Origin of the sequence: Pseudarthrobacter sp. NPDC058329 (assembly GCF_042879835.1) — a bacterium.
In the GTDB taxonomy this organism is placed as follows: domain Bacteria; phylum Actinomycetota; class Actinomycetes; order Actinomycetales; family Micrococcaceae; genus Arthrobacter.
Window position 1 is genome coordinate 23824 of sequence record NZ_JBHVZR010000002.1, and the last position, 22469, is coordinate 46292.

A 22469-nucleotide genomic window follows, 5' to 3' on the forward strand; every position below is an offset into this window, starting at 1 on the left:
CGCGTCCAATGGCGGACACGGGCTGCATCGCGCGTACTTTTCTGACATAGGAGTTCACATTTTGGAACCCAGCAAGAGTATTGATTCAAGCGGCATGGACGAATTTGGCTACACCCAGACCCTGGACCGGAGCATCGGCAAGTTTGCCAGCTTCGCCGCAGGCGTCAGCTACATCTCCATCCTCACCGGCGTCTTCCAACTGTTCTACTTTGGCTTTTCCATGGCCGGCCCCGCCTACGCATGGTCCTGGCCCCTCGTCTTCGCGGGCCAGCTCATGGTGGCCCTGTGCTTTGCCGAACTGGCCGGCCGGTACCCCGTTGCCGGATCGGTGTACAACTGGGCCAAGCGGCTCTCGTCCGGGACTTCATCCTGGCTGGCCGGCTGGCTGCTGATGCTGTCCTCCATCATGGCGCTGGGGTCGGTGGCACTGGCCCTGCAGCTCACCCTGCCGCAGCTGTGGTCCGGATTCCAGTTCGTCGGCGACGGCACCGGCCCGTACGACTTCGCCATGAACGGCGTGGTGCTGGCCACCATCATGATCACCATCTCCACGCTCATCAACGCGTTCGGCGTGAAACTGATGACCAGGATCAACAGCATCGGCGTTTTTGTGGAGCTGACGGCGGCTGTGCTGCTGATCCTGGCACTGGGCTGGCACGTGGTGCGGGGGCCCGAGGTCCTCTTTGACACCGCCGGCTTTGGCGAAAGCCACGACCTCGGCTTCTTCGGCGTCTTCCTCATCGGCGCCATGGCTTCGGGCTACGTCATGTACGGCTTTGATACCGCCAGCTCGCTCGGGGAGGAAACGAAGGACCCCAAGCGCACCGCACCCAAGGCGATTCTGCGCGCCATCACGGCCTCGTTCGTGCTGGGTGGGCTGATCCTGCTCTTCGGCATCCTGGCCGCACCGGACCTGAACGACCCGCGGGTGGGCGCTGCCGACGGCGGCCTTCAGTACATCGTGCTCTCCGTTCTCGGCGGGCCTTTCGGCAAAGCCTTCCTGGCATGCATCGTGGTGGCCGTGGTGGTCTGCACCCTGGCTGTCCACGCCGCCGCCATCCGCATGATGTTCGCCATGGCCCGGGACAACAACCTGCCGTTCAGCCGGCAGCTCAGCAGGGTGGACCCGGTCCGCAGAACCCCCAAGATCGCGGCGATCGTGATTGGCGTCATGGCCGTCATCCCGCTGCTGGTCAACGTCATGCAGCCGGCCATCTTCACTATCCTGTCCAGCATCAGCATCGTCCTGATCTACCTGTCCTACCTCCTGGTCACGGTTCCCCTGCTGCGCAAGCGGCTCCTGAAAATGTGGCCACTGGCCGCAGACGGCTCTGAGCCCGGCTTCTGCATGGGCAAATGGGGACTGCCGGTGAACATCATGGCGGTCTTCTGGGGCGGGGCCATGACGCTGAATCTGGTCTGGCCCCGCCCGGAGATCTACAACTCGGTGCCGCCGTTCGAGTGGTATCTCCAGTGGGGCGGCGTGATCTTCGTAGCCGCCGTGATCATTGGCGGGACCCTGCTCTACCGCCTGAAGATCCGCCACCAGACTGGGGTGCTGGCCGAGCACGCCGCAGCAGTCGCAGCCCATCCGTCGTCCGGTGCCGCGCAGCGCGAAGTGCCGGAGGATGCGCTGGTGCCCGCGTCGGAAGCTAAGTAACACCAGTCGGAACGGCCGACGGCGGCACTCACTTGAGCGCCGTCGTCGGCCCTTTTGCGTCAGTGGCCCCCGCGTATCCGTGTGACTGAACGTCATACAAGATGGCGGCCTCCCCCTCAAGATGGGCAACGCCCTACTCTTGACAGGTGACTTTGACTAAGATTCGCACCGCCGCCGCGAGCACCCTCGCCGCCGCCGGTCTCCTGTTTACCCTTGCCGCGTGTTCCGCGCCGGCCACCCAGCCCTCTGCCTCCGCACCGGCTTCCACGGCAGCGGCTTCAGCCAGCGCCGACGCCGGGCCGTGCGCCGGCGTGAAGGTCATCGTCGATTCCGGCGCCCTGAAGCAGGCTGCCGCTGACAAGTCCGTCTGCGTACCCCTGGATTCACCCATGGCCGCGTCCGCGGTACTCGAGGAGGCCGGCGTCAAGACCGAGGGCAGCACGCAGTACCCCGACGCGGTATGCCGGGTGAACGGAGTGCCCGCCGCGGATTTCGACATCACCCACAAGGGCGGCACCTACCGCGAGGAATGCAAGGACATGTCCGCTGCCTTCGCCTACTGGTCGCTGTGGGTCAAGCCCGCCTCCGGTGAATGGGCCTACGCCCAGGAAGGCGTCGCAACCTTGAAGGTGAACCCCGGCGAGAGCCTGGAACTGCTCTACACGGTCGACGGCGAACCGGCCGCACCCGCAGCATGACCTTCCGACCCGCGCCGTTGCGTGCAGCGGCGGTTCTCGCCATTGTGTTCATCGCGGCGCGGGTCATCTACCGCGTCCTCTTCAACGGCGCGGGCATCGGCGAACCGGTCCTGCTCGACCTGCCGGCGATGCGGCTGCCGGCCCCGTACGCCCATGTGGTCTTCCTCGGCCCGGTCACGGCGCCCGGCCTGTGGGCGGCGGTCCTGTCCGCGCTGCCGATTGCCGGGATGTTCCTCGCTTTCGGCCTGCTCAACGCATGGGTGGACGTGGCCCGCGGCTTCGTACATCTGGCCCGCCGCGGCCCCATGCAGGGCGTAGCCCGGATGCTGGTGGTGGCGTGGGCGGCACTTCCGGCACTTGCCGACGCCGTGACCTCAGTCCGCCTGGCCTTCCGTTTGCGCGGCGAACGTTTCGGCCCTCGCGCCCTGGTGCCCGTCCTCGAGCGCACCCTGGAGCACGCGGCCCGGGTTGCCGCGGCGTTGGAGTTGCGCGGCTTCGGGAGCCGGGCAGCACACCAACCAAGGAACGACGACGGCGGCCCGCTTCTGGTGCGCGACGCCCAGTTCCGCATTGGCGCCGCGAGGGTGACCGCCGCAGACTTCGCGCCGTCCAGCGGGTCAATCACGGTTATCACAGGCCCGACAGGCTCCGGTAAGTCCACCATCCTGCGGGGCATCGCCGGCCTCCTCTCGCACGTTGACGGCGGAGATCTTGACGGCACGGTGCGGGTCGCCGGAACGGACCGTGCCGCCACGCCGCCGCGCGATACCGCCCGCCACATCGGCGTCGTCCTGCAGAATCCCCGCGCCGCCTTCGCCTCCGCCCGGGTCCGGGACGAAATTTCCCTCGCACTTGAGCTGCGTGGCGTGGCACCTGCGGCAACCAAGGCCCGGGTGCTGGAGGTCGCGGAGCGGATCGGCGTCTCGGCGCTGCTGGACCGGAATCTCAGCACCCTGTCCGCGGGTGAGGCAACGCTGGTTGCCATCGCCGCCGCGGTGGTGGAGCATCCGGCCCTGCTCCTCGTTGACGAGCCCCTGGCCGACCTCGACACCTCAGCGCGCGGACACGTCATCGCCGTGCTCAACAGCCTCGCCCGCGACGCCGGTGTCTGCGTCATCGTGGCGGAGCACCGGGCGCAAGCGCTCATACCGGTTGCCGACTCGTGGTGGACCATCGACCGCGGCGCCCTGGTACCGGGTGCCGCACCGTCGCCTTTCATCCCTGCTGAGGCCCGCGCAACGCCCGTTCCGGACACCGAGCAGGCGCCCGTTCTGACGGCGACAAACCTCGCGCTGCACCGCAAGGGCAAACCGCTCGTGCGCGAAGCATCCCTGACCCTGCGCAGCGGTGAAGTGGTGGCCCTGGTGGGGCCGAACGGTGCCGGAAAGTCGTCCCTGCTGGTGGCGCTCGCCCTGGGTGAAGGCATCGGCGAAGGAGCGGGCCGCGTCAAGATCTACGACGGCGGCCGGGTCGCCCTCGTGCCGGACGCCTCGGACGACCTCTTTACCCGGGATACCGTCGCAGCAGAGCTCCGCGCCGCCGAGCGGCGCCAGGCCAGCAAGAAGGGCGGAGCCAGGCCCGCGCCCGGCACCGCAGCCTCACACCTCGCCTGCCTCCGCGGAGACGTCGGGATCCCGATCGGACACGAGCATCCCCGGGACCTCTCCGCCGGGGAACGCAGGATCCTCGCCATCGCGCTGCAGACCATGGACGCCCCGCAGGTACTCCTCATCGATGAGCCCACCCGCGGACTCGATCCCGCGGCGCGGACGGCAGTCGCGGCAGCGCTGCGGGCGGCAGCGGACTCGGGCGCGGCGGTCCTCATCGCCACCCACGACCTCAACTTTGCCCATGGCCTCGGTGCCCGGATCCTTCCGATGCGTGACGGCGTCGCGCCCTCATTCGAGACTGAATCCGCCCCGGCTGAAGCAGCCGCTACCTTCCCTGCAGCACAGCCTCTCGCAGGCCCAAGGTTCACCGGGCGACCGCCGGACATCCCAACTGCCAAGACATCCCGCCGCCTCCGGATGCCACGCGGCGTCGAGCCCGCCGTCCTCGCCGCTGCAAACCTCCTGGCCCTCGGCGCGTTCTGCTGGCCACTGCTCGCCGCGGCCCTCCCGCAGGACGCCGCCGCGGCCCTCCCCTACGCGGCGCTGGCGGTGGCGCCCATCGCCGCCGTCGCCGTCGTGGTGTCCCTCGATGGCTCCGTCCGCTCGGCACACATGGTGGCACTGCTCGGCGTCCTGGCCGCGGTCGGTTCCGCGGTGAGGGTGGCGAGCACCGGCGTCGGGGGCGTGGAGGCGGTCTTTATCCTGCTGATCCTGGCCGGCCGGGCCTTCGGCGCCCGTTTCGGCATGCTCCTCGGCGCCGCCACCATCGCGCTCTCAAGTGCTTTGTGGGGTGGGATCGGGCCGTGGACACCCTTCCAGATTTTCGCCTGCGCGTGGGTGGGCGCGGGGGCCGGCCTGCTCCCCCGGCAGGTGCGGGGGAAGGCCGAACTGTGGATGCTGTGCGGCTACGGCGTGTTGGCGTCCTACCTCTTCGGTCTGCTGACCAACCTGTGGTTCTGGCCCTTCGCGGTGGGCGGCGGCACCGGCATCTCGTACGTGCCCGGCGCACCGCTGGCCACCAACCTCAGCAGCTTCCTGCTCTACTCCCTGGTGACGTCGACGGCGGGCTGGGACACCCTGCGCGCCATCACCACCATCATTGGAATCGCGTTAGTGGGCCGGGCCATCCTCGCCGCACTGAGGCGCGTGAAGCCGGTCTCCAGCCGGGGCGGAAGCGTCTGCGGCAACGCCGCGCAGGCTCACTCGACCCCGGCCGGGGACCAGCACCAGCTCACACCTTGAAGTACTTCGCTTCCGGGTGATCTTGACGCGGACTGAGGCTCCTAGGAACATCAGAAGGGCCGGTGCAGCTGGCCATCTCTCAGAAGTCGAGATGGGACCGGCCTGCCGAAGGGGCATGACATGCGGACAGCCTTCCCCAGTCTTATCTCGATGAACAAGCCCCGACAGCGCTCACCCCCGCCAGGTTCTGGAGAAGTACAGCGAGGATGTGTTTGCTTTTAGAGCCACCTCGGTCCACACCTGTGTGAATTCCGGTAAGGGGAACGGTCCAAGGAAAACTGTAAACGAGAGAGTATGACGATGCAGACCCAACATTTTTCAATAACGATCAATGCGCCAAAGGAAAAAGTTTGGCACGCGATGCTTGACGATCAGACGTACCGTGAGTGGACAACGGCATTCAGCGAAGGCTCCTACTTCGAAGGCGCCTGGGAAGAGGGCTCGAAGATGCTTTTTCTTGGACCTGATCCTGAAACTGGTGTAACTGGCGGCATGGTCAGCAGGATTGCCAGATGCCGACCCTTTGAATTTGTCTCCATCGAACACCTCGGAATCATGAACGATGGAGTCGAAGATACAACGAGCGACGAAGCACGAAAATGGGCGCCAGCGTATGAAAATTACACGTTTACAGAAAAAGATGGCATGACTGAACTCGTTGTCGACAGCGATACCGATGAAGAACAGGCGGCTGAGTTTGAAAAAATGTGGCAGGTTGGCTTGCAGCGGTTAAAAGAGATTGCTGAGCGGACCTAATCAGGAACGAATACGCGGAAGCTGATTGTTCCGCCAAGCTCACACCTTGAAGTACTTCGCCTCCGGGTGGTGGAACACAAACGCGTCGGTGGACTGTTCGGGGTGCAGCATCAGCTCGTCGCTGAGGACCACGCCCATGCGCTCGGGTTTCAGCAGCTCCGTCACCTTGCGGCGGTCCTCCATGTCCGGGCACGCGGGGTAGCCGAGCGAGAACCGGGCACCCCTGTAGTCGAGCTTGAAATACCCTGCCGTGTCCTTCGGCTCCTCGGCCGCAAAGCCCAGCTCCTTGCGGATACGGGCATGCCAGAACTCGGCCAGCGCCTCGGTGAGCTGCATGACCAGGCCGTTGAGTTCGTAGTAGTCGCGGTACTGGTTGGCGGCGAACATCTTTGAGGTGAACTCTTCAATTTTCGAGCCGGCCGTGACGAGCTGCACCGGCAGGACATCGATCTGCCCCGATTCGCGCGGGCGCACAAAGTCGGCCAGGCAAAGGTGCCGGTCGCGGCGCTGGCGCGGGAAATCGAATCGTAAGCGGTCGGTGCCGATCGGGCCACCTGAACCGCCATCGGGGGCGAGCAGTCCCGCGGCGCCGAGGACGCCGTCGTCGTCCGTGCCGTGGTGCAGCACCACTACCTGCTCCCCTTCGGAGACCACCGGGAAGTAGCCGTACGCGACGGAGGCATCGAGCATGCCCTCGCCGAGGATGCGGTCCAGCCAGTACCGCAGGCGCGGCCGGCCCTCGCGTTCCACCAGTTCCTCGTAGGAGGCGCCGTCCTCGCCGCGGCCGGGCTTGAGCCCCCACTGCCCCATAAACGTGGCACGCTCATCGAGGAACGCCGAGTAATCGTGAAGCGAGACGCCGCGCACGATGCGGGTGCCCCAGAACGGCGGCGCAGGCACGGCGTTGTCGGCGGCGACGTCGGAACGGCCGGGCATGGCCTCCGGTTCGGTCACCGTGAACTTCGCGCCTCCCTTGTGGATCCGCTTCTTCAGCGGCGGCAGGCCGACGTCGTCCGGCGACTCGCCGCGGGCGACGCGCACCAGCGGTTCCATGAGGGCAAGGCCCTCGAAGGCGTCCTTGGCGTACCGGACCACGCCGTCAAACTGCTCGGCCAGGTCCTGCTCCACGTAGGCGCGGGTCAGGGCTGCCCCGCCGAGGACCACCGGCCACTTCTTCGCCAGGCCGCGGGACTGCAGCTCCGCGAGGTTCTCCTTCATCACAACGGTGGACTTCACCAGCAGGCCGGACATGCCGATGACGTCGGCGTTGTGCTCCTCGGCAGCGGCCATGATCTCGGCGATGCCCTGCTTGATGCCGATGTTGACCACTTTGTAGCCGTTGTTGGTGAGGATGATGTCCACCAGGTTCTTGCCGATATCGTGCACATCGCCGCGCACGGTGGCGATCACCATGGTGCCCTTGCCGGAGGAATCGGACTTCTCCATGTGCGGCTCGAGCAGGGCGACGGCGTTCTTCATCACCTCGGCGGACTGCAGCACGAACGGCAACTGCATTTCGCCGGCACCAAAGCGCTCACCCACCACCTTCATGCCCTCGAGCAGGTGGTCGTTGATGATGCCGAGCGGGGTCATGCCCTCGCTGCGGGCCAGGTCCAGGTCATCTTCGAGGCCCTTGCCCTCGCCGTCGATGATGCGACGTTCCAGGCGTGCGCCGGTTGGAAGCGCCGCGAGTTCAGCGGCGCGCTGGTCCTTGAGCGCTGCGGTGTCGACGCCGGCGAACATGTCCAGCATGATGGCGAGCGGATCGTAGGTGGTGTTGCCGTCGGCGTCGTATTCGCGGCGGTCATAGACGAGGTCCAGGGCCACTTTGCGCTGCTCCTCGGGCAGTGAGGCGAGCGGGACGATCTTGGCGGCGTCGATGATGCCGCTGGTCAGGCCCGCCTGGACGGCCTCGTGCAGGAACACTGAGTTGAGGACGATGCGCGCCGCCGGGTTCAGGCCGAAGGACACGTTGGAGACGCCGAGCGTGGTGTTGATGCCGGGGTACTTGGTGGTGATCTGCCGAATGGCTTCGATGGTTTCGATGCCGTCGCGGCGGGTTTCTTCCTGGCCGGTGGCGACGGGGAAGGTGAGTGCGTCGACGATGATGTCCTCGACGCGCATCCCCCACTCGCCCACCAGGGCGTCCACGAGGCGGGAGGCGATGGCCACCTTGCCCTCGGTGGTGCGGGCCTGGCCCTCTTCGTTGATGGTCAGGGCGATCACGGCGGTACCGTGTTCCTTCACGAGCGGCATGATGCGGGCGAAGCGGCTGTTGGGGCCGTCGCCGTCCTCGTAGTTGACGGAGTTGACCACCGGGCGGCCGCCGATGTGTTCGAGCCCGGCCTGAAGTACGGCCGGTTCGGTGGAGTCCATGACGAGCGGGAGGGTGGAGGCCGACGCGAAACGGGAGACGATCTCCTTCATGTCGGCCACGCCGTCGCGCCCCACGTAGTCGATGCAGACGTCCAGGAGGTGGGCGCCGACGCGGATCTGCTCGCGGGCGATGTCCACGCAGTCGTCCCAGCGCTCTTCGAGCATCGCCTGGCGGAACGCCTTGGAGCCGTTGGCGTTGGTGCGCTCACCGATGGCCAGGTAGGAGGCGTCCTGGTCGAAATTCACGTGCTGGTAGAGGGAGGCGACGCCGGCTTCGCGCTCGGTGGGGACGCGGGCGGGTCCGGTTCCGTTGGTGGCTTTCGTCTGCTGGGTGCGGAAGGGCGCAAGACGTTCGACGACGGCGGCCATGTGCTCCGGCGTCGTACCGCAGCAGCCGCCCACGAGGCCCAGGCCGAATTCCTTCACGAACTGTTCGTGTGCGGTGGCGAGTTCGGTGGGTGAGAGCGGGTAGTGCGCGCCGTTGGCGCCGAGGACGGGCAGGCCGGCGTTGGGCATGCAGGCGATGGCGACGGAGGACTGCTTGGAGAGGTGGCGCAGGTGCTCGCTCATCTCGTCCGGGCCGGTGGCGCAGTTCAGGCCGATGGCGTCGACGCCGAGCGGCTCGAGGGCGGTGAGGGCAGCGCCGATTTCGGAGCCCATCAGCATGGTTCCGGTGGTTTCGACGGTCACCTCGACGAAGATGGGGAGGCGGATGCCGCGGGAGACGATGGCCTGTTTGCAGCCGTTGACCGCGGCTTTGGTCTGCAGGAGGTCCTGGCTGGTTTCGATGAGGAACGCGTCCGCGCCGCCGTCGATGAGGCCCTCGGCCTGCAGGGCGAAGGTCTGCTTGAGGTAGTCGTAGCTGGTGTGGCCCAGGCTGGGAAGCTTGGTGCCCGGTCCCATCGAGCCGAGGACCCAGCGCATCCGGCCGTCTGTTTCTTCCGCGGCCTCCGCACGCTCGCGGGCAATCCGTGCGCCCTTGCGGGCGAGCTCTTCGATGCGGTCGTCGATGCCGTAGTCCGAGAGGTTGGACCAGTTGGCGCCGAAGGTGTTGGTTTCCACGGCGTCGATGCCCGTGGCGAAGTAGGCGTCATGGATGTCCGCGAGGACGTCGGGGCGCGTGTCATTGAGGATCTCGTTGCAGCCTTCGAGGCCCAGGAAGTCTTCCTCGAGCGAGAGGTCCCGGCCCTGCAGCATGGTGCCCATGGCGCCGTCGGCGATGACGACGCGGTGGTTCACGGCGTCCAGGAGCTCCTGCGCACGGGCAGGGCGGGGCACGGACTCAATATCAAGCGCAAAACGAGGCATCTAAACAGGTTACGTGCGAGGGCTGGAACGTTGCGCTGTGTGTCCGTGTACTACGCCGGGGTGGTTGGGCTCCTGGGACATTCGTGTGGCTACGCTTGGTTTCCAACCTGCGTAAACGGGGCAGGATGGAATCGCCATCCAGGCGCTGAGCAGGCAGGAGCAGGAGCTGCTCTGCTTCCAGCGGTAACTGCTGAGGCGCAGAGAAGGACGACGGCGGGACCTCCGGCCGTCGTCCGCTTGCGTTTGCCGCCGACTCCCTTACAGCGCCGACCAGCCGCTGGACGCCGCCCGGATGGTGCCGTTTACCTTGGCGCCGTCGTCGCTGTGTGGGCAGCAAGGTAATGAATCCGGCGAACCGTACCGCGGCGGGCGCCGGGACGTTGGCCTGCATCAGCGGGGAGGCGTTCGGCCACAATCTGGGATTCCCGATGGCCCTTCGGCACGAAAAATTTAGGACCAGTTCTTAGTCAGGCCGACGACGGCGTGCTCGAACTCGGTGTATGCGGAACCGACGCCGGACCTACGCAGGCCAGCCTCGGAGACGACGTTGACCACTGAGCCCATGCCGGCGTGGAGCACCAGCGGCACCACCACGCGGAAGAGGCACCTAAGGGCGGTGACATTATTAAGGGAGGCGCAGTCCTAGAGATTTTCACCCTCCCAGCGGATCGGAGCGAAGTTATCAGTGGGAAGCCGGAGCTATGAGCCGCTGGCGCTGCAGAGGAAACGGGCGTGAGCGTATTGGGTTTCGGTTAGTAGACAAGGACGTGATGGGGTATCTGTATACCGCTTTCGTGGGTGGACCATTTGAGGCGCGGGTGCAGTGGGCCGCCGGACGGATGTGGAGACCCCAGCCGCCTTTAGTGGCGGACGTGGGGGTGCTGAGGGTGGTTGCGGCTGGTAACTGACCGTGCAACACGATTCAACTTCGCATCATGACGCAGCACCCTCCTCATAATGTCGGCCGCATAACCTATGATGAGCGCAACATAAATATTGGGGGAAATCAGTGAGTGCTCACATTGCCGTGCCGCATGGAGTTGCAGTTCTGGACATACACGACGGCCGCTGGGCCTTGTGGCAGGTGTCGGTCAATTCCGCAGCCGGCCCGATGCGTGCATCGTCCACTAATGCCATCATCACTGATGGATTTGATGCCGCAGCTTTTGACTGCGTCTCTTATAACCGTCCTGTACTGCTCTCCGAACGAGCGCTAATCGCCTGCGACGAACAGCGCGTTCTCGATTGGGCCCGCATGAAGCCCGAGGTCTTCCTGCAAGACTGTGAATCCTGGGTTTCTTCACTCCAACAGCTCTTTTGGGATGAAAACGACCGGCGTCTGGCTCACAACCTTCAAGTCACAGAAGAACGCAAGGCGGCCAAGGCAAAGGGAGCCCTCGCTCCCGATATGAAACGACTTGCACCGCTCCAAGACATTAATTGGCCAGCTCCGCCGCCATCTTCATCGTGGGAATCAGATTCTGCGTGTACTAGACCCGCACCGGAAGAGGCACTTCGGATGGCCAGGGGTTGTATCCGGCTACTGAACTACTGGCTCGATATTGAATCTGACAGGACACGTAAAAACAGGTCCTACTTCCACGACGGTGCCACCGCCATTAGACCTTGGCCGAGCCCCTACCAAGAAGTGTCGGTAGCAAATGAGCCACCGAAGCATGCCCCAATTGTTTCGGGACATGCTTCGGCTTCGGCAGACCAAACTGCACAAATTACTTCCGCCCGAGGGACTTCTGATATGTCTTTATCCTTCACCGCCCTAGATTTCGAAACGGCAAACGCCCGGCGCGGATCCGTCTGTTCGGTTGGCCTCGCAAAGGTTGTGGATGGTGTTGTTACTAAGTCCACATCGTGGCTGATTGCGCCGCCAGACGACGGGGGTTTTGACGACTTCAATATTGGAATCCATGGCATTACGGCACACGACGTCCTGGATGCACCTGACTGGGCAACGTCGCTGTCCAGAATCTTAGACTTCATTGACGGGGATGTCGTCGTGGCCCACAATGCCGCCTTCGATGCTGGGGTGCTTCGTGCAGCCTGCGACTTTGCTGGACTTGCGTGGCCGACAATCGACTACACGTGCACCCTTGTGATGAGCAGGGCGCTGCTAGATCTTCCCGCTTACAAGTTGCCATGGGTAGCCGAAGCCTTAACTATTCCGTCCTTCGACCATCACGAGGCTGTGGCCGATGCAGCCGCGGCCGCCCTAATTGCCATCGCGCTGGCTGACTCCCAAAGCGCTGTCACCATCCATGACCTCGTCGCGTGCGCGGGTGTCCGTATGGGCAGGATCGACCCTGACTCTTGGAGCGGATCTCGAAGGGCATCCAACCCTGCCCGGGCGAGGCTCGACCTGGACAGGATGGAGGTCGATCCCCACGGGCCCATGGCAGGGGAAGTCGTATGTTTTACAGGGAAAATCTCTTGGGTCCGGGAAGATGCGCAAGCAATGGTGGTTCGCCATGGAGGCTCGATATCGAAAAAACCGACGCAAAAGACGACCATCCTGGTCACCGGGGATTTCAACGAACGCACCTTTCGTCCAGGCATGAAATATAGTTCGAGCCTTGCCAAGGCTTTCCAACTCGTCGAATCGGGACAAACCCTCGAGATTATGACTGAGGCGGATTTCCGGCTGAAATTCGAACCAAATGAAGGAGTTCGAGACGCGGCTATCCGGTAGACCGCTCAGCCGACTCGCTACTAGTAACAATTAATCCAGGCTTGCCTTGGACAGGTCTCGGGTTGCGCACCGTCTTCGGGCGATACACTGACTCTGCTTGAAGTATGGCTTGTTGCGTGTCGCCAGGACGCGAACTTGCTTGGGGACAACGGGAAGTGGCTTATGGCAGAAACTCGCTCTGAGGACGAGTCAACTACACCGATTACGCCGCAAATAACTCTGCCTTCCGCTCTTCTCATGCAGATCTCAGCGTCCCCGAGCGGCCGCGTGGTACTCGTGGTCGGGGCAGGCGCTTCACTTGAGAGTCCGACAAGCCTCCGCACCGGTGCCGACTACTCACGCCGGGCTCATCGCAGTCTCGTGAACGACGGGGTCCTTGCGGACGGGGAATGCTCAGACCCCTCAGACCTCTCAGAATTGGCTGAACTGGTATTCAGCAAAAGTGGAATTCAATCGCAAAAAGACCTCACGAGTCGATTGCCAAAAGACGACTGGCGGCTTGCGCGACCAAACAGAGGACACTTTCTAGCCATTGCACTGCTGTTGGAAGGTGCCCTGCGGCACATCATCACACTCAATTACGACCTCGCCCTTCAGACTGCACTGTCCCAACTTGGTTCCGGGGATAAGATCTCGATCATTCACGGTCCTGATGACCATGGAAGATCTGCATCCAATTCGTTGATCTATCTCCATAGAAGCGTGGATGACGATGAAGAGCAGTGGGTGTTGCGGAAGTCAGTACTTGACACTTCATGGGAGGGCGCGTGGGAGGGCGTCGTGGCGTCCGCCAATCTGTCGGCTCCCCTGACAGTTTTCGCAGGCCTCGGCAGTCCGGCCGCTGTCCTCACCGATAGTGTCCAGAGGCTGGCCACTGCCGCCGAGTCAGAGTTCTATCTGGTCGACCCCTATCCTCAAGGCAACAAATTCGCCGAAGCTTTGGGTAGCAACATGCAACCACCCATTGCCATGTACTGGTCTGCTTTCATGGAAAAGCTGTCGAACAGATTGGTCAACGAACATGCGATTCGGTTGGAGGACGCCGCCCGAGAACTTGCCGACCAGATTGATTGCAGCCCAGTCGAAATCGATAGCGTCGTCGCGCGGTTGTCTGCCCTTGATCTCGTTACGTTGGGACGTGTCCGAGCTTCTTGGCTGCTTCACTCTGCAAACTATGCGACGGAAGGAGATGAGTCGCGGCGGATGTTTGTCGCCGATCTTCTCCTCGGAATTGGATGGGTACAAGACCTCCTGGGTGGCGCAAACTTCTCCATAGACCCCAGCGGCCGCGTAACTATAGTGGACCGGCATGGAGTAGAACTAAATTTTTATGTTGCTCACGCCCAAGGCATCAAATCGTAGGCTTCTGTCTCGGCCAAAATCCGAGAGCGCACTTCAGATCTAGTTCCAAATCAAAAGTCGCGCTATGTCCTGGTAGCAGGTCTACGGGACGGATCGCTCTCCACACCAAATGATCTGATCAGAGACGAGCCAATTGATGACTTAATCCGAGGCCCTGAGTTCTTGGTACCCGTACATATGGACGCATCACGAACGAGGTATGCCTCGGACCCCGACGGATTCCGGAAAGCGATGAATCAATGACTCTTGATCGATCTAATGAGTACCTAGTTAGCCAGATGGCATATTTGCTGTCTTCCTCGGGCGCCAAGCTCATTTCTCGGTCGCAGTATGAAAGCTGGCCGGAAACTGCTTCTGCTTATGAAGATAAGTATTCAATCATAGCGATTTGGACATACGAATCCTTCAGCAAAATAAGTGACCAGTGGATCGCCGCGCAAGACGAAGTCATTAAATTGATGAGTTCAAACATATCCAGCAGCGACCCTAAAGCTTGGGATGGATATCTACTTTTGGTCACCAATGAAGGCATACCCTCAGGAATGGCTGATCGCCTTAATGAAATCCGAACAGATACTCGTCGAATCAGAAAGCTCGTAATAACTGGCGATGATCTGCCAGGCACCGCCGGGTCTGAGCTCGAGATTACTCAGGGAATTCGCCGCCTACTCGCTCCTGTCTTAAATGTCTCGATAGAGCGATCCTTAATGCAGTCCGATCCACTGACCGCGATTACAGATCGATCCGAGTTTTCTCATCAAATGGAAAGTGACCTGATGGTGGCTTTAGGTGCATACCGCCGTGGACTACCGATGGTTGAAGCCATTCATTTGCACGAAGGTCTGGATGCCAAAAACGAAGGTGATAGCAGTGAGGCTTAGTTCAATTTCGATCACCGGCTTCGGTGGAATTGCCGACCGCGTCGCGATCGATCTCAGCGCTGATGTAATCATCGTCGTTGGATCGAACGGTTTTGGCAAGACGACCATTTGCAATGCCATCGCTTGGGCGCTAACTGGAAAACACCCCTCCGATTCCAACCCACGAAACGTCTATTCGAAATCCGGAACAACATCAGTAGCGCTAACATTGCGAGACAGTGAGGGCCAAGACTTCACCGTTACAAGATCGCTTTCAAATCCTGCCGAAACTAAGCCCGCAAAGTACGAGTGGAACTTGGCCATCGAAACCCCGTCGAATCTTGTTCGAGGCACTAGTGCACTGGAATGGTTGACGTCCAACCTTGCTCAAAGTGAGGAAGAAACGAACTTGGATGCGGCGATGCAATCCATGGTTGACGCTATTTATATGAAGCAGGAGTCCTTGCGTGAGTTCCTTACAGGTCACGCGGACACGGATCGATTTTCTGCAGTTGCAGAAATGGTCGGTGCTGGTCGCCTCCGCGATTTCGTAAACCAATTAGATTCCGCAAAAACAGCTTGGATCAAGGCTACCAACAAGGCAGATTTTGATCTAGAAGCAAGGCGTGAACGCGTTCACGAGCTCACCACGTCAAGGGCACGCCTGCAGTCCGAACTGGCAGCAGCGGAGTCCCCGGAGGTCCGACGCCGTTGGCGGGAGTGGAACCAAAGCGTACAGGGCACCAATGAAGTAGTCCCCTCGTCCCAGATGGATGTCCTTCCATTGTCGGAAGAATCGCTTCAGATGCTGCGACAGAATTTATCTTCTTCCAGAAGTACTTTAGAGCGGCGCTACTCATCGCTGTCAGCCTTGTTAGCAGAACTCGCTGTCCCTCTACCCGATCCACTGATCAAAACAGAAAAAGACAGCACGACGGCGATCCTAATGACGGCAAATAGGACCGAGTCGGAAATCAAGGACGACCTAGTGCGAGTCAGAAACCGTCTCGACGTGCTTGGTGAGGAACTGAATCGGTTGGAATCTGTGCGGGATGACCTCGCGACAGTGGCCAACCTCCTGCTAAATCACGTTGGAAATGACTGCCCCGCTTGTGGCCAGCATGTTGATCCTGAAAGTTTCCGCTCACGCCTTCAACGCCTGGCTGCAGAGGCAGAGCGAAGTGTCGAAGTCGGTGACCTTGCCCTCATGCGACTTGAGGAAAGTCGCCTTGAACAACGACTGAAGGAAGTATCTAGACAACGAATTGATGCCGAACGCAGGCTCCAGGAATACGCCGAAAGATCAGCGGCGATTGCTGCAACAGTGAGTCGACGGCGTCAACGCGTCGTGGAAGCCGCGCCGATACTGGGATTAGACATCACGGACGGTTCCGACCAAGAACTTACTCAGCAAGCCGCTGCCGCCATTAAATCGGAACTTGCACTAATTGAACGGGAACGCACCAAGTCCATTGACCTTGAGCAGGTTGGCATTCAATTCGAGTCAGCTGCATCAGTCCTCAGTGCTCGGGCACGCCTCGCTCGCCTCGACGAAGAGATCCGCACTCTGTCTTCCCAGTTACGCGAAGCGGAGTTGGATGTGGAACAGCGCAAGGTCATCGGTGACCGAGCGAACCTCCTCGCCAAAGCCGTTAAAACGGATTCAGAAGGCTTTGTTAAATCGAGAATCGATTCATTGCAGCCAATTTTAGAGCAGTTCTACTCCGCAATCGACCCACACCCAACATTTCGTAAGATCAGTCTCTTGACCCGCGTTTTCAATGGTAAGCAACGTCTCGACCCCATTGTTTACGATGAAGAATCCGACGTTTCAGTTTCTGATCCAGGCCGGACACTCTCAACTTCGCAGGCTAATGCGCTCGCTGTGGCGCTGTTCATGTCCTTCAATCTAGGTTTTGCAAAGAGCGAAATGGATGTGTTGATCCTGGATGACCCTCTACAGAATCTCGATGATATACATCTACTGGGCCTCGTCGATCTTCTTAGAAAGATCGCACCTTACCGGCAAATTTTGGTTACTACCCACGACCATTCTTTTGCATCCCTTCTGGCTCGGAAACTCCGACCGATAGGCGATGACGCTCGTACGACGCTGGTCCGATTCACGAAGTGGGATAGGTCTGGACCGGGGATCGAGGTTAGGGAACTTGACCGTATTCGAGAACCCCTAAAACTCGCGGCCTACAGCTGAGCTGCTATCGATAAGGGTCTCTGGCCTACTAGGACTTGCTCGTCCTAGTAGGAGCTAAACCTCCGCCGCAGGCGCCGCGAACTGCGCCTCATACAACCTCGCATAAGCCCCGCCCGCAGCCAGCAGCAGAGCGTGCGTGCCCTGCTCCACGATCTGGCCGGCCTCCATCACCAGGATGAGGTCGGCGTCGCGGATGGTGGACAGGCGGTGGGCGATCACAAACGAAGTCCGGTCCGACCGCAGCGCACTCATCGCCTTCTGAACCAGCACCTCGGTCCGGGTATCCACGGAAGACGTCGCCTCATCCAAAATCAAAACAGAAGGCCGGGCCAGGAACGCCCGCGCAATTGTCAGCAGCTGCTTCTCCCCCGCGGACACGTTGCCGCCCTCGTCGTCCAGCACCGTGTCGTACCCGTCAGGCAGTGACCGCACGAACCGGTCCACATACGTCGCCCGCGCGGCCTCCAGAATTTCAGCTTCAGTCGCAGAAGGCCGGCCGTACGCAATGTTGTCCCGGATCGTCCCGCCGAACAGCCACGTATCCTGCAGCACCATCCCCAGCCGCGAGCGCAGCTCGCGGCGCGGCACCGAGGTGACGTCCACGCCGTCGAGCGTTATCCGCCCTGCGTCCAGCTCGTAGAACCGCATCATCAGGTTCACCAGCGTGGTCTTCCCCGCCCCGGTGGGCCCCACGATCGCCACCGTCTGCCCCGGCTCTGCCACAAGAGACAACGAAGAGATCAGCGGCTTGTCCGGCGAGTACGAGAACGACACGTCCTCGAACACCAGCCGCCCCCGCCCAAACACAGGCCCAGAAGACGGAGCAGGCTCAGCAGACTCCTCGTCCTCGTCCAGCAAAGAAAACACCCGCTCCGCGGACGCCACCCCGGACTGCAGCAGGTTGGCCATGGACCCCAGCTGCGCCAGCGGCATGGTGAACTGCCGCGAGTACTGGATGAACGCCTGCACGTCGCCCAGCTGCATCGCCCCGGACGCCACCTGCAGCCCGCCCACCACGGCGATCCCCACGTACACGAGGTTCCCGATGAACGTCATGGCCGGCATGATCAGCCCCGAAATGAACTGCGCCCCGAAACTCGCGTCATACAGCTCCGCGTTCTTCTGCCGGAACCGCTCCTCCACCTCGCGCTGCCGGCCGAACACCTTCACCAGCGCGTGCCCGGTGTACGTCTCCTCGATCTGCCCGTTCAGCTCCCCCGTGTTCTTCCACTGCGCCACAAACAGCTTCTGCGAGCGCTTGGCGATCAGCGCCGTGATCCCCAGCGTCAGCGGAATGGTCACCAGCGCGATCAGCGCCAGCGTGGGCGAAAGGATCACCATCATCACCAGCACGCCCAGCACTGTCAGCACCGACGTGACTGCCTGGCTGATGGTCTGCTGCAGGCTTTGGGAAATGTTGTCCACGTCGTTCGTCACCCGGCTCAGCAGCTCACCGCGCTGGATCGAATCGAAATACCGCAACGGCAGCCGGTGGATCTTCGCCTCGATCTCCCCGCGCAGCCCGAACACCGTCCGCTGCACCACCCCGTTCAGCACATACGCCTGCACCCACATAAACGCCGACGACAACACATACAGCACCAGCGCCCACGTCAGCACACTGCCCAGCGCGGCAAAGTCGATCCCCTCCCCCGGCACCAGGTCCATCGCGGTGAGCATGTCCGCGCGCTGCCCCTCCCCGGAGGCCCGCAGCTGCGCGATCACCTGCTCCTTGCTGGCCCCGGCCGGCAGCTCCCGGGAAACGACGCCGGCGAAGATCAGGTTGGTGCCCTCCCCCAGCAGCCGCGGCCCGATCACGGACAGCGCCACCCCGGCCACCGCCGTCACGAACACCAGCAGCAGCCACGCCCGCTCCGGCCGCAGCGTCCCGAGCAGCCGCTTGGCCGACGGCCAGAAATTCATCGCCTTCTCCGCCGGGACGTTCATCCCCGCGAACGGCCCGCCCCTCCCCGGGCCGCCTGCCGGACGGGGAATGCGTACGACGGCGGCGCCTCCTGGTGCGGAGGCGGGCGCGGCTTTGGTGCCGGTTCCGGGAGAGGTCTGGCGGCTCATACCGTCTCCTCCGCCGCCAGCTGGGACGAGACAATTTCGCGGTACGTCTCCGATGTCTCCAGTAGCTCACTGTGCGTTCCGCGCCCCACGATCCTGCCGTCGTCGAGCACTAATATCTGGTCCGCGTCCACGATGCTGGACACGCGCTGGGCGATGATCACCAGCGTGGCGCCGGCGGTGCTGCGCTTCAGGGCCTGCCGGAGCCGGGCGTCGGTGCCGGTGTCCAGGGAGGAGAACGAGTCGTCGAAGATGTACAGCTCGGGCCGTTTCACCAGGGCCCGGGCGATGGCCAGCCGCTGCCGCTGCCCGCCGGAGACGTTGGTGCCGCCCTGGCTGATGGGCGCGTCCAGCCCCTCGTCCATCCGCTCCACAAAATCCCGGGCCTGTGCAATTTCCAGCGCCTCCCAGAGCTCGTCCTCGGTGGCGTCCGGCTTGCCGTAGAGCAGGTTGCTGCGGACGGTGCCGCTGAACAGGTAGGGCCGCTGCGGGACCAGGCCGATGTGCCCCCAGAGCAGGTCCGGGTGCAGCTCGCGGACGTCCACGCCGTCGATCCGCACCGACCCTGAGGTGGCGTCGAACAGCCGGGGCATGAGGTTCACCAGGGTGGTTTTGCCGGCGCCGGTGCTGCCGATGATCGCCGTCGTCTGCCCGGCCTTGGCGGTGAAGCTGATGCCGGTGAGGACGGGTTGATCGGCACCCGGGTAGGCGAATCCGACGTCGCGCATTTCCAGCTCGCCGCGCCGCCGGCCGTCGGCAGACACAGCACTGCTGACGGGCTTCGCCGGCGGCCGGACGCTGGACTCGGTGGCGAGGACCTCGCCGATCCGGTCCGCCGAGACCGCGGCGCGCGGGATCATCACGGCCATGAAGGTCGCCATCATGACGGACATCAGGATCTGCAGCAGGTAGCTGAGGAACGCGATGAGCGTGCCCACCTGCATGGAGCCGTCCTGGATCCGGAACGAGCCGAACCAGATCACCGCCACGCTGGAGACGTTCAGCACCAGCATCACCACCGGGAACGCGAGCGCCATCAAACGGCCGGCCCGCAGCGCAGTGTCCGTGACGTCGTCGCTCGCCTGGGCGAAGCGCGCGGTCTCGATGTCCTCGCGGACGAACGCGCGGACCACGCGGATGCCGGTGAGCTGCTCGCGGAGGACACGGTTCACGGTGTCGATCCGCTTCTGCATCTTCCGGAACAGCGGCACCATCCTGGCGGTGATCAGGCCGACGGCGAGAAGCAGCACCGGGACGGCAACGGCGATCAGCCAGGACAGCTGCACGTCCTGCCGCACTGCCATGATCACTCCGCCGATGCTGAGCATGGGCGCGGTGACCAGCATGGTGGCGGACATCAGCACCAGCTGCTGGACCTGCTGGACATCGTTGGTGGAGCGGGTGATCAGGCTGGGCGCGCCGAACTTGGTGACCTCCTGCTCGGAGAACTCCCCCACCCGCTGGAACACGGCGCCGCGGAGGTCCCGGCCCACGCCCATGGCGGCCTTCGCGGCGAAGTAGACGGCGATCACCGCGCACACGATCTGAACCAGGGTGATCCCCAGCATCACGGCACCCAGGCTGAGGATGTAGCCGATGTTGGCCTTGGCCACGCCCTCGTCGATGATGTCCGCGTTCAGCGTGGGCAGGTACAGGGACGCGATGGACTGCGCCAGCTGGAAAATCACGACGGCGATCAGCAGCTGCCGGTGCGGCCGCAGGTATTCAACAAGCAACTTCCAGAGCATCCGCGCTCCTGGTTCAGGGCTCACGGGACGTGATGCGAAGGTCAGTTTACGTCCGGCGGCAGGGAACGGGAGGCGCTCGCGCTGAAGAAGCCGGCGGGTTCACTGATGGCGTAGTCCTCCCGTTGGTGCCCCGCGCGGCCCACGTTGACGTAACCGCCGTCACCCTCTTATCCTTAATGAATCGATTCAAGGGAAAGGGCTTTCCAAGTCCTCGAACCCGTCCAGGTCACGTCGACGATCCGGAACACTGAGTTCCGGTTCTTTGCCAAAGACGACGAAGGAATGTATCAAATGAGCACCACCCCCGGGGAGACCCGCCCCATCCCCGAAGCCAGCGCCGGCAAGCGGGATCCGAAGAAGGCCGCCATGAGCGGCTGGATCGGAAGCGCACTTGAGTACTACGACTTCGCCCTGTACTCGCTGGCCGCCACGCTGATCTTCCCCGCCATCTTCTTCCCCTCCGAGAACAAGACCGTGGCAATCATCGCTTCCCTCGCGACCTACGCGGTGGGCTACGTCTCCCGCCCCATCGGCGCCGTGGTCCTGGGCGCCTACGGTGACCGGCACGGCCGCAAGCAGGTGCTCGTCTTTGCCATGCTGCTGATGGGCTTCGCCACCTTCGCCGTCGGACTGCTGCCCACATACGGACAGGTGGGCGTCCTGGCACCGATCCTCCTGGTGATCCTCCGCCTGATCCAGGGCTTCGCCGTCGCCGGCGAACTGGGCGGGGCCAGCGCGATGATCGTGGAGCACTCCCCTGACGCCAGGCGCGGCTTCTTCGCGAGCTTCAGCCTGCAGGGCACGCAGGTGGGATCCATCCTTGCCACCGCCGTGCTGCTTCCCCTCGCGGCCATCCTCCCCGCCGACCAGTTCCAGTCCTGGGGCTGGCGCATTCCGTTCCTGCTCAGCGCCTTCGTGATCCTTGCCGGCTACATCATCCGCCGCCGCGTGCAGGAGCCACCGGCATATCTGGCGCAGACCGAAACGGGCAAGGTGAAGCCCCGGTTCCCCCTGGTTGACCTGGTCCGCAGCCACCCCTGGGTGATTGTCCGCTGTGTCATCATGACGTTCACCAACGTGATCGGCATGGCAACGCTCATCTTCGGCGTCTCCTACGCCACCCAGGAGGGCTACGGCAACGGCTTCACCAGCAGCGAATTCCTCTGGGTGACCCTCGTGGCCAACGTGGCCGCAGTGGCGACCATCCCGCTCTTCGGCGCACTCTCGGACAAAATTGGGCGGCGGATGCTGATGGTGGCCGGCGGCATCGGCGGCGGTGTGCTGGCCGGCGGCTACCTGTGGGCCATCGAGCAGGGCAGCCTGGCACTGGTGTTCGTCTGCATCGTGATCGTCCAGGGCATCTTCTTCCAGATGTGGAACGCCACCTTTGCCACGTTCTTCCAGGAGCAGTTCCCCATGCGGATCCGCGTAACGGGGTTTGCGGTATCGCAGAACCTGGGCCTGATGATCGCCTCGTTCTTCCCGAGCATCTTCACCGCTGTGGCTCCCCCGGGATCCACCAACGTCCCCCTGGTCATCGGGCTGACCACGTTCGGCATCTGCGCCATCGCAGCGCTGGCCACCTTCCTGTCCCCCGATACCAGGGGCAAGTCGCTGGACGACCTCGAGGCGCACAAGGCTGACACTGAAGCGTCGGAGCCCGCTATCGCCCGGGAGAGCGTGACGGCGCGGTAACTTATGCCGCCCTGGGCGGGCTTACGTGAATGGCACCCAAGGAAAGCGGGCGCCGGGCGGGCCGGCCCGCCCCCGCCCCGTGGGGTTATTGACAGGGGGTTAAGTTTGAACAACCCGCGCCCCCCCCTCGTTGAAAAAGAGGTGTTTTAACTGACGCCCGCACCGACC

The 22469-nt window shown here is 62.9% G+C and carries 12 protein-coding genes and 1 pseudogene; 9 read left to right on the forward strand and 4 right to left on the reverse strand.

Annotated elements, in window-relative coordinates; genetic code table 11:
* Window positions 1-94: 94 nt before the first annotated feature.
* From ACFVYC_RS04600 to ACFVYC_RS04615, 4 genes are all read left to right on the forward strand, one after another.
* Window positions 95-1660, forward strand: coding sequence for an APC family permease (locus ACFVYC_RS04600; RefSeq protein ID WP_387547221.1), 1566 nt, complete (start codon window positions 95-97; stop codon window positions 1658-1660).
* Between the two features lie 146 nt (window positions 1661-1806).
* Window positions 1807-2358: a hypothetical protein gene (locus ACFVYC_RS04605; RefSeq protein ID WP_387547224.1), complete on the forward strand. Its 552-nt coding sequence runs from the start codon at window positions 1807-1809 to the stop codon at window positions 2356-2358.
* Window positions 2355-5210, forward strand: a complete 2856-nt coding sequence (locus ACFVYC_RS04610; protein ID WP_387547227.1) for an ATP-binding cassette domain-containing protein — start codon at window positions 2355-2357, stop codon at window positions 5208-5210. Before ACFVYC_RS04605 ends, ACFVYC_RS04610 begins: the two co-directional genes overlap by 4 nt.
* A 294-nt stretch (window positions 5211-5504) precedes the next feature.
* Complete coding sequence (locus tag ACFVYC_RS04615) at window positions 5505-5966, forward strand: SRPBCC domain-containing protein (RefSeq protein WP_387547230.1); 462 nt, start codon at window positions 5505-5507, stop codon at window positions 5964-5966.
* 39 nt (window positions 5967-6005) lie between these two features.
* On the opposite strand, the gene metH is transcribed toward ACFVYC_RS04615, so the two are convergent.
* Window positions 6006-9650 carry a methionine synthase gene (gene metH / locus ACFVYC_RS04620; protein ID WP_387547232.1) on the reverse strand — a complete coding sequence of 1215 codons (3645 nt, stop codon included), beginning with the start codon at window positions 9648-9650 and terminating at the stop codon, window positions 6006-6008.
* Window positions 9651-10100: 450 nt separating this feature from the next.
* Window positions 10101-10262: pseudogene (locus ACFVYC_RS04625) on the reverse strand (short-chain dehydrogenase); the annotation flags it as partial.
* Between the two features lie 397 nt (window positions 10263-10659).
* Between ACFVYC_RS04625 and ACFVYC_RS04630 the strand changes: the two are divergent.
* The 4 genes from ACFVYC_RS04630 to ACFVYC_RS04645 all read left to right on the forward strand — a co-directional run bounded on the left by ACFVYC_RS04630 (window position 10660) and on the right by ACFVYC_RS04645 (window position 16788).
* Window positions 10660-12354, forward strand: coding sequence for an exonuclease domain-containing protein (locus ACFVYC_RS04630; protein ID WP_387547235.1), 1695 nt, complete (start codon window positions 10660-10662; stop codon window positions 12352-12354).
* Window positions 12355-12771: 417 nt separating this feature from the next.
* Entirely contained in the window at window positions 12772-13716 is a 945-nt protein-coding gene (locus ACFVYC_RS04635; RefSeq protein ID WP_387547932.1) for a hypothetical protein, read from the forward strand.
* A gap of 239 nt (window positions 13717-13955) precedes the next feature.
* Window positions 13956-14597, forward strand: coding sequence for a hypothetical protein (locus tag ACFVYC_RS04640; protein ID WP_387547238.1), 642 nt, complete (start codon window positions 13956-13958; stop codon window positions 14595-14597).
* Window positions 14587-16788, forward strand: coding sequence for an AAA family ATPase (locus tag ACFVYC_RS04645; RefSeq protein WP_387547240.1), 2202 nt, complete (start codon window positions 14587-14589; stop codon window positions 16786-16788). Before ACFVYC_RS04640 ends, ACFVYC_RS04645 begins: the two co-directional genes overlap by 11 nt.
* 54 nt (window positions 16789-16842) lie before the next feature.
* On the opposite strand, the gene ACFVYC_RS04650 is transcribed toward ACFVYC_RS04645, so the two are convergent.
* Both ACFVYC_RS04650 and ACFVYC_RS04655 read right to left on the reverse strand, forming a co-directional pair.
* Entirely contained in the window at window positions 16843-18861 is a 2019-nt protein-coding gene (locus ACFVYC_RS04650; RefSeq protein WP_387547241.1) for an ABC transporter ATP-binding protein, read from the reverse strand.
* On the reverse strand, window positions 18858-20606 hold the full coding sequence (locus ACFVYC_RS04655; protein WP_387547244.1) for an ABC transporter ATP-binding protein: 1749 nt from the start codon (window positions 20604-20606) through the stop codon (window positions 18858-18860). Before ACFVYC_RS04655 ends, ACFVYC_RS04650 begins: the two co-directional genes overlap by 4 nt.
* A gap of 291 nt (window positions 20607-20897) precedes the next feature.
* On the opposite strand from ACFVYC_RS04655, the gene ACFVYC_RS04660 reads away from it, so the two are divergent.
* Window positions 20898-22301, forward strand: coding sequence for an MFS transporter (locus tag ACFVYC_RS04660; RefSeq protein WP_387547246.1), 1404 nt, complete (start codon window positions 20898-20900; stop codon window positions 22299-22301).
* The last annotated feature ends 168 nt before the right edge of the window (window positions 22302-22469 follow it).

What these genes read in the sequence shown, in the direction of transcription:
- ACFVYC_RS04600 (WP_387547221.1), top strand. Translation starts at nt 95, where the DNA reads ATGGACGAATTTGGCTACACCCAGACCCTGGACCGGAGCATCGGCAAG.
- ACFVYC_RS04610 (WP_387547227.1), top strand. Translation starts at nt 2,355, where the DNA reads ATGACCTTCCGACCCGCGCCGTTGCGTGCAGCGGCGGTTCTCGCCATT.
- ACFVYC_RS04615 (WP_387547230.1), top strand. Translation starts at nt 5,505, where the DNA reads ATGACGATGCAGACCCAACATTTTTCAATAACGATCAATGCGCCAAAG.
- metH (WP_387547232.1), bottom strand. Translation starts at nt 9,650, where the DNA reads ATGCCTCGTTTTGCGCTTGATATTGAGTCCGTGCCCCGCCCTGCCCGT.
- ACFVYC_RS04640 (WP_387547238.1), top strand. Translation starts at nt 13,956, where the DNA reads ATGACTCTTGATCGATCTAATGAGTACCTAGTTAGCCAGATGGCATAT.
- ACFVYC_RS04650 (WP_387547241.1), bottom strand. Translation starts at nt 18,861, where the DNA reads ATGAGCCGCCAGACCTCTCCCGGAACCGGCACCAAAGCCGCGCCCGCC.
- ACFVYC_RS04655 (WP_387547244.1), bottom strand. Translation starts at nt 20,606, where the DNA reads ATGCTCTGGAAGTTGCTTGTTGAATACCTGCGGCCGCACCGGCAGCTG.
- ACFVYC_RS04660 (WP_387547246.1), top strand. Translation starts at nt 20,898, where the DNA reads ATGAGCACCACCCCCGGGGAGACCCGCCCCATCCCCGAAGCCAGCGCC.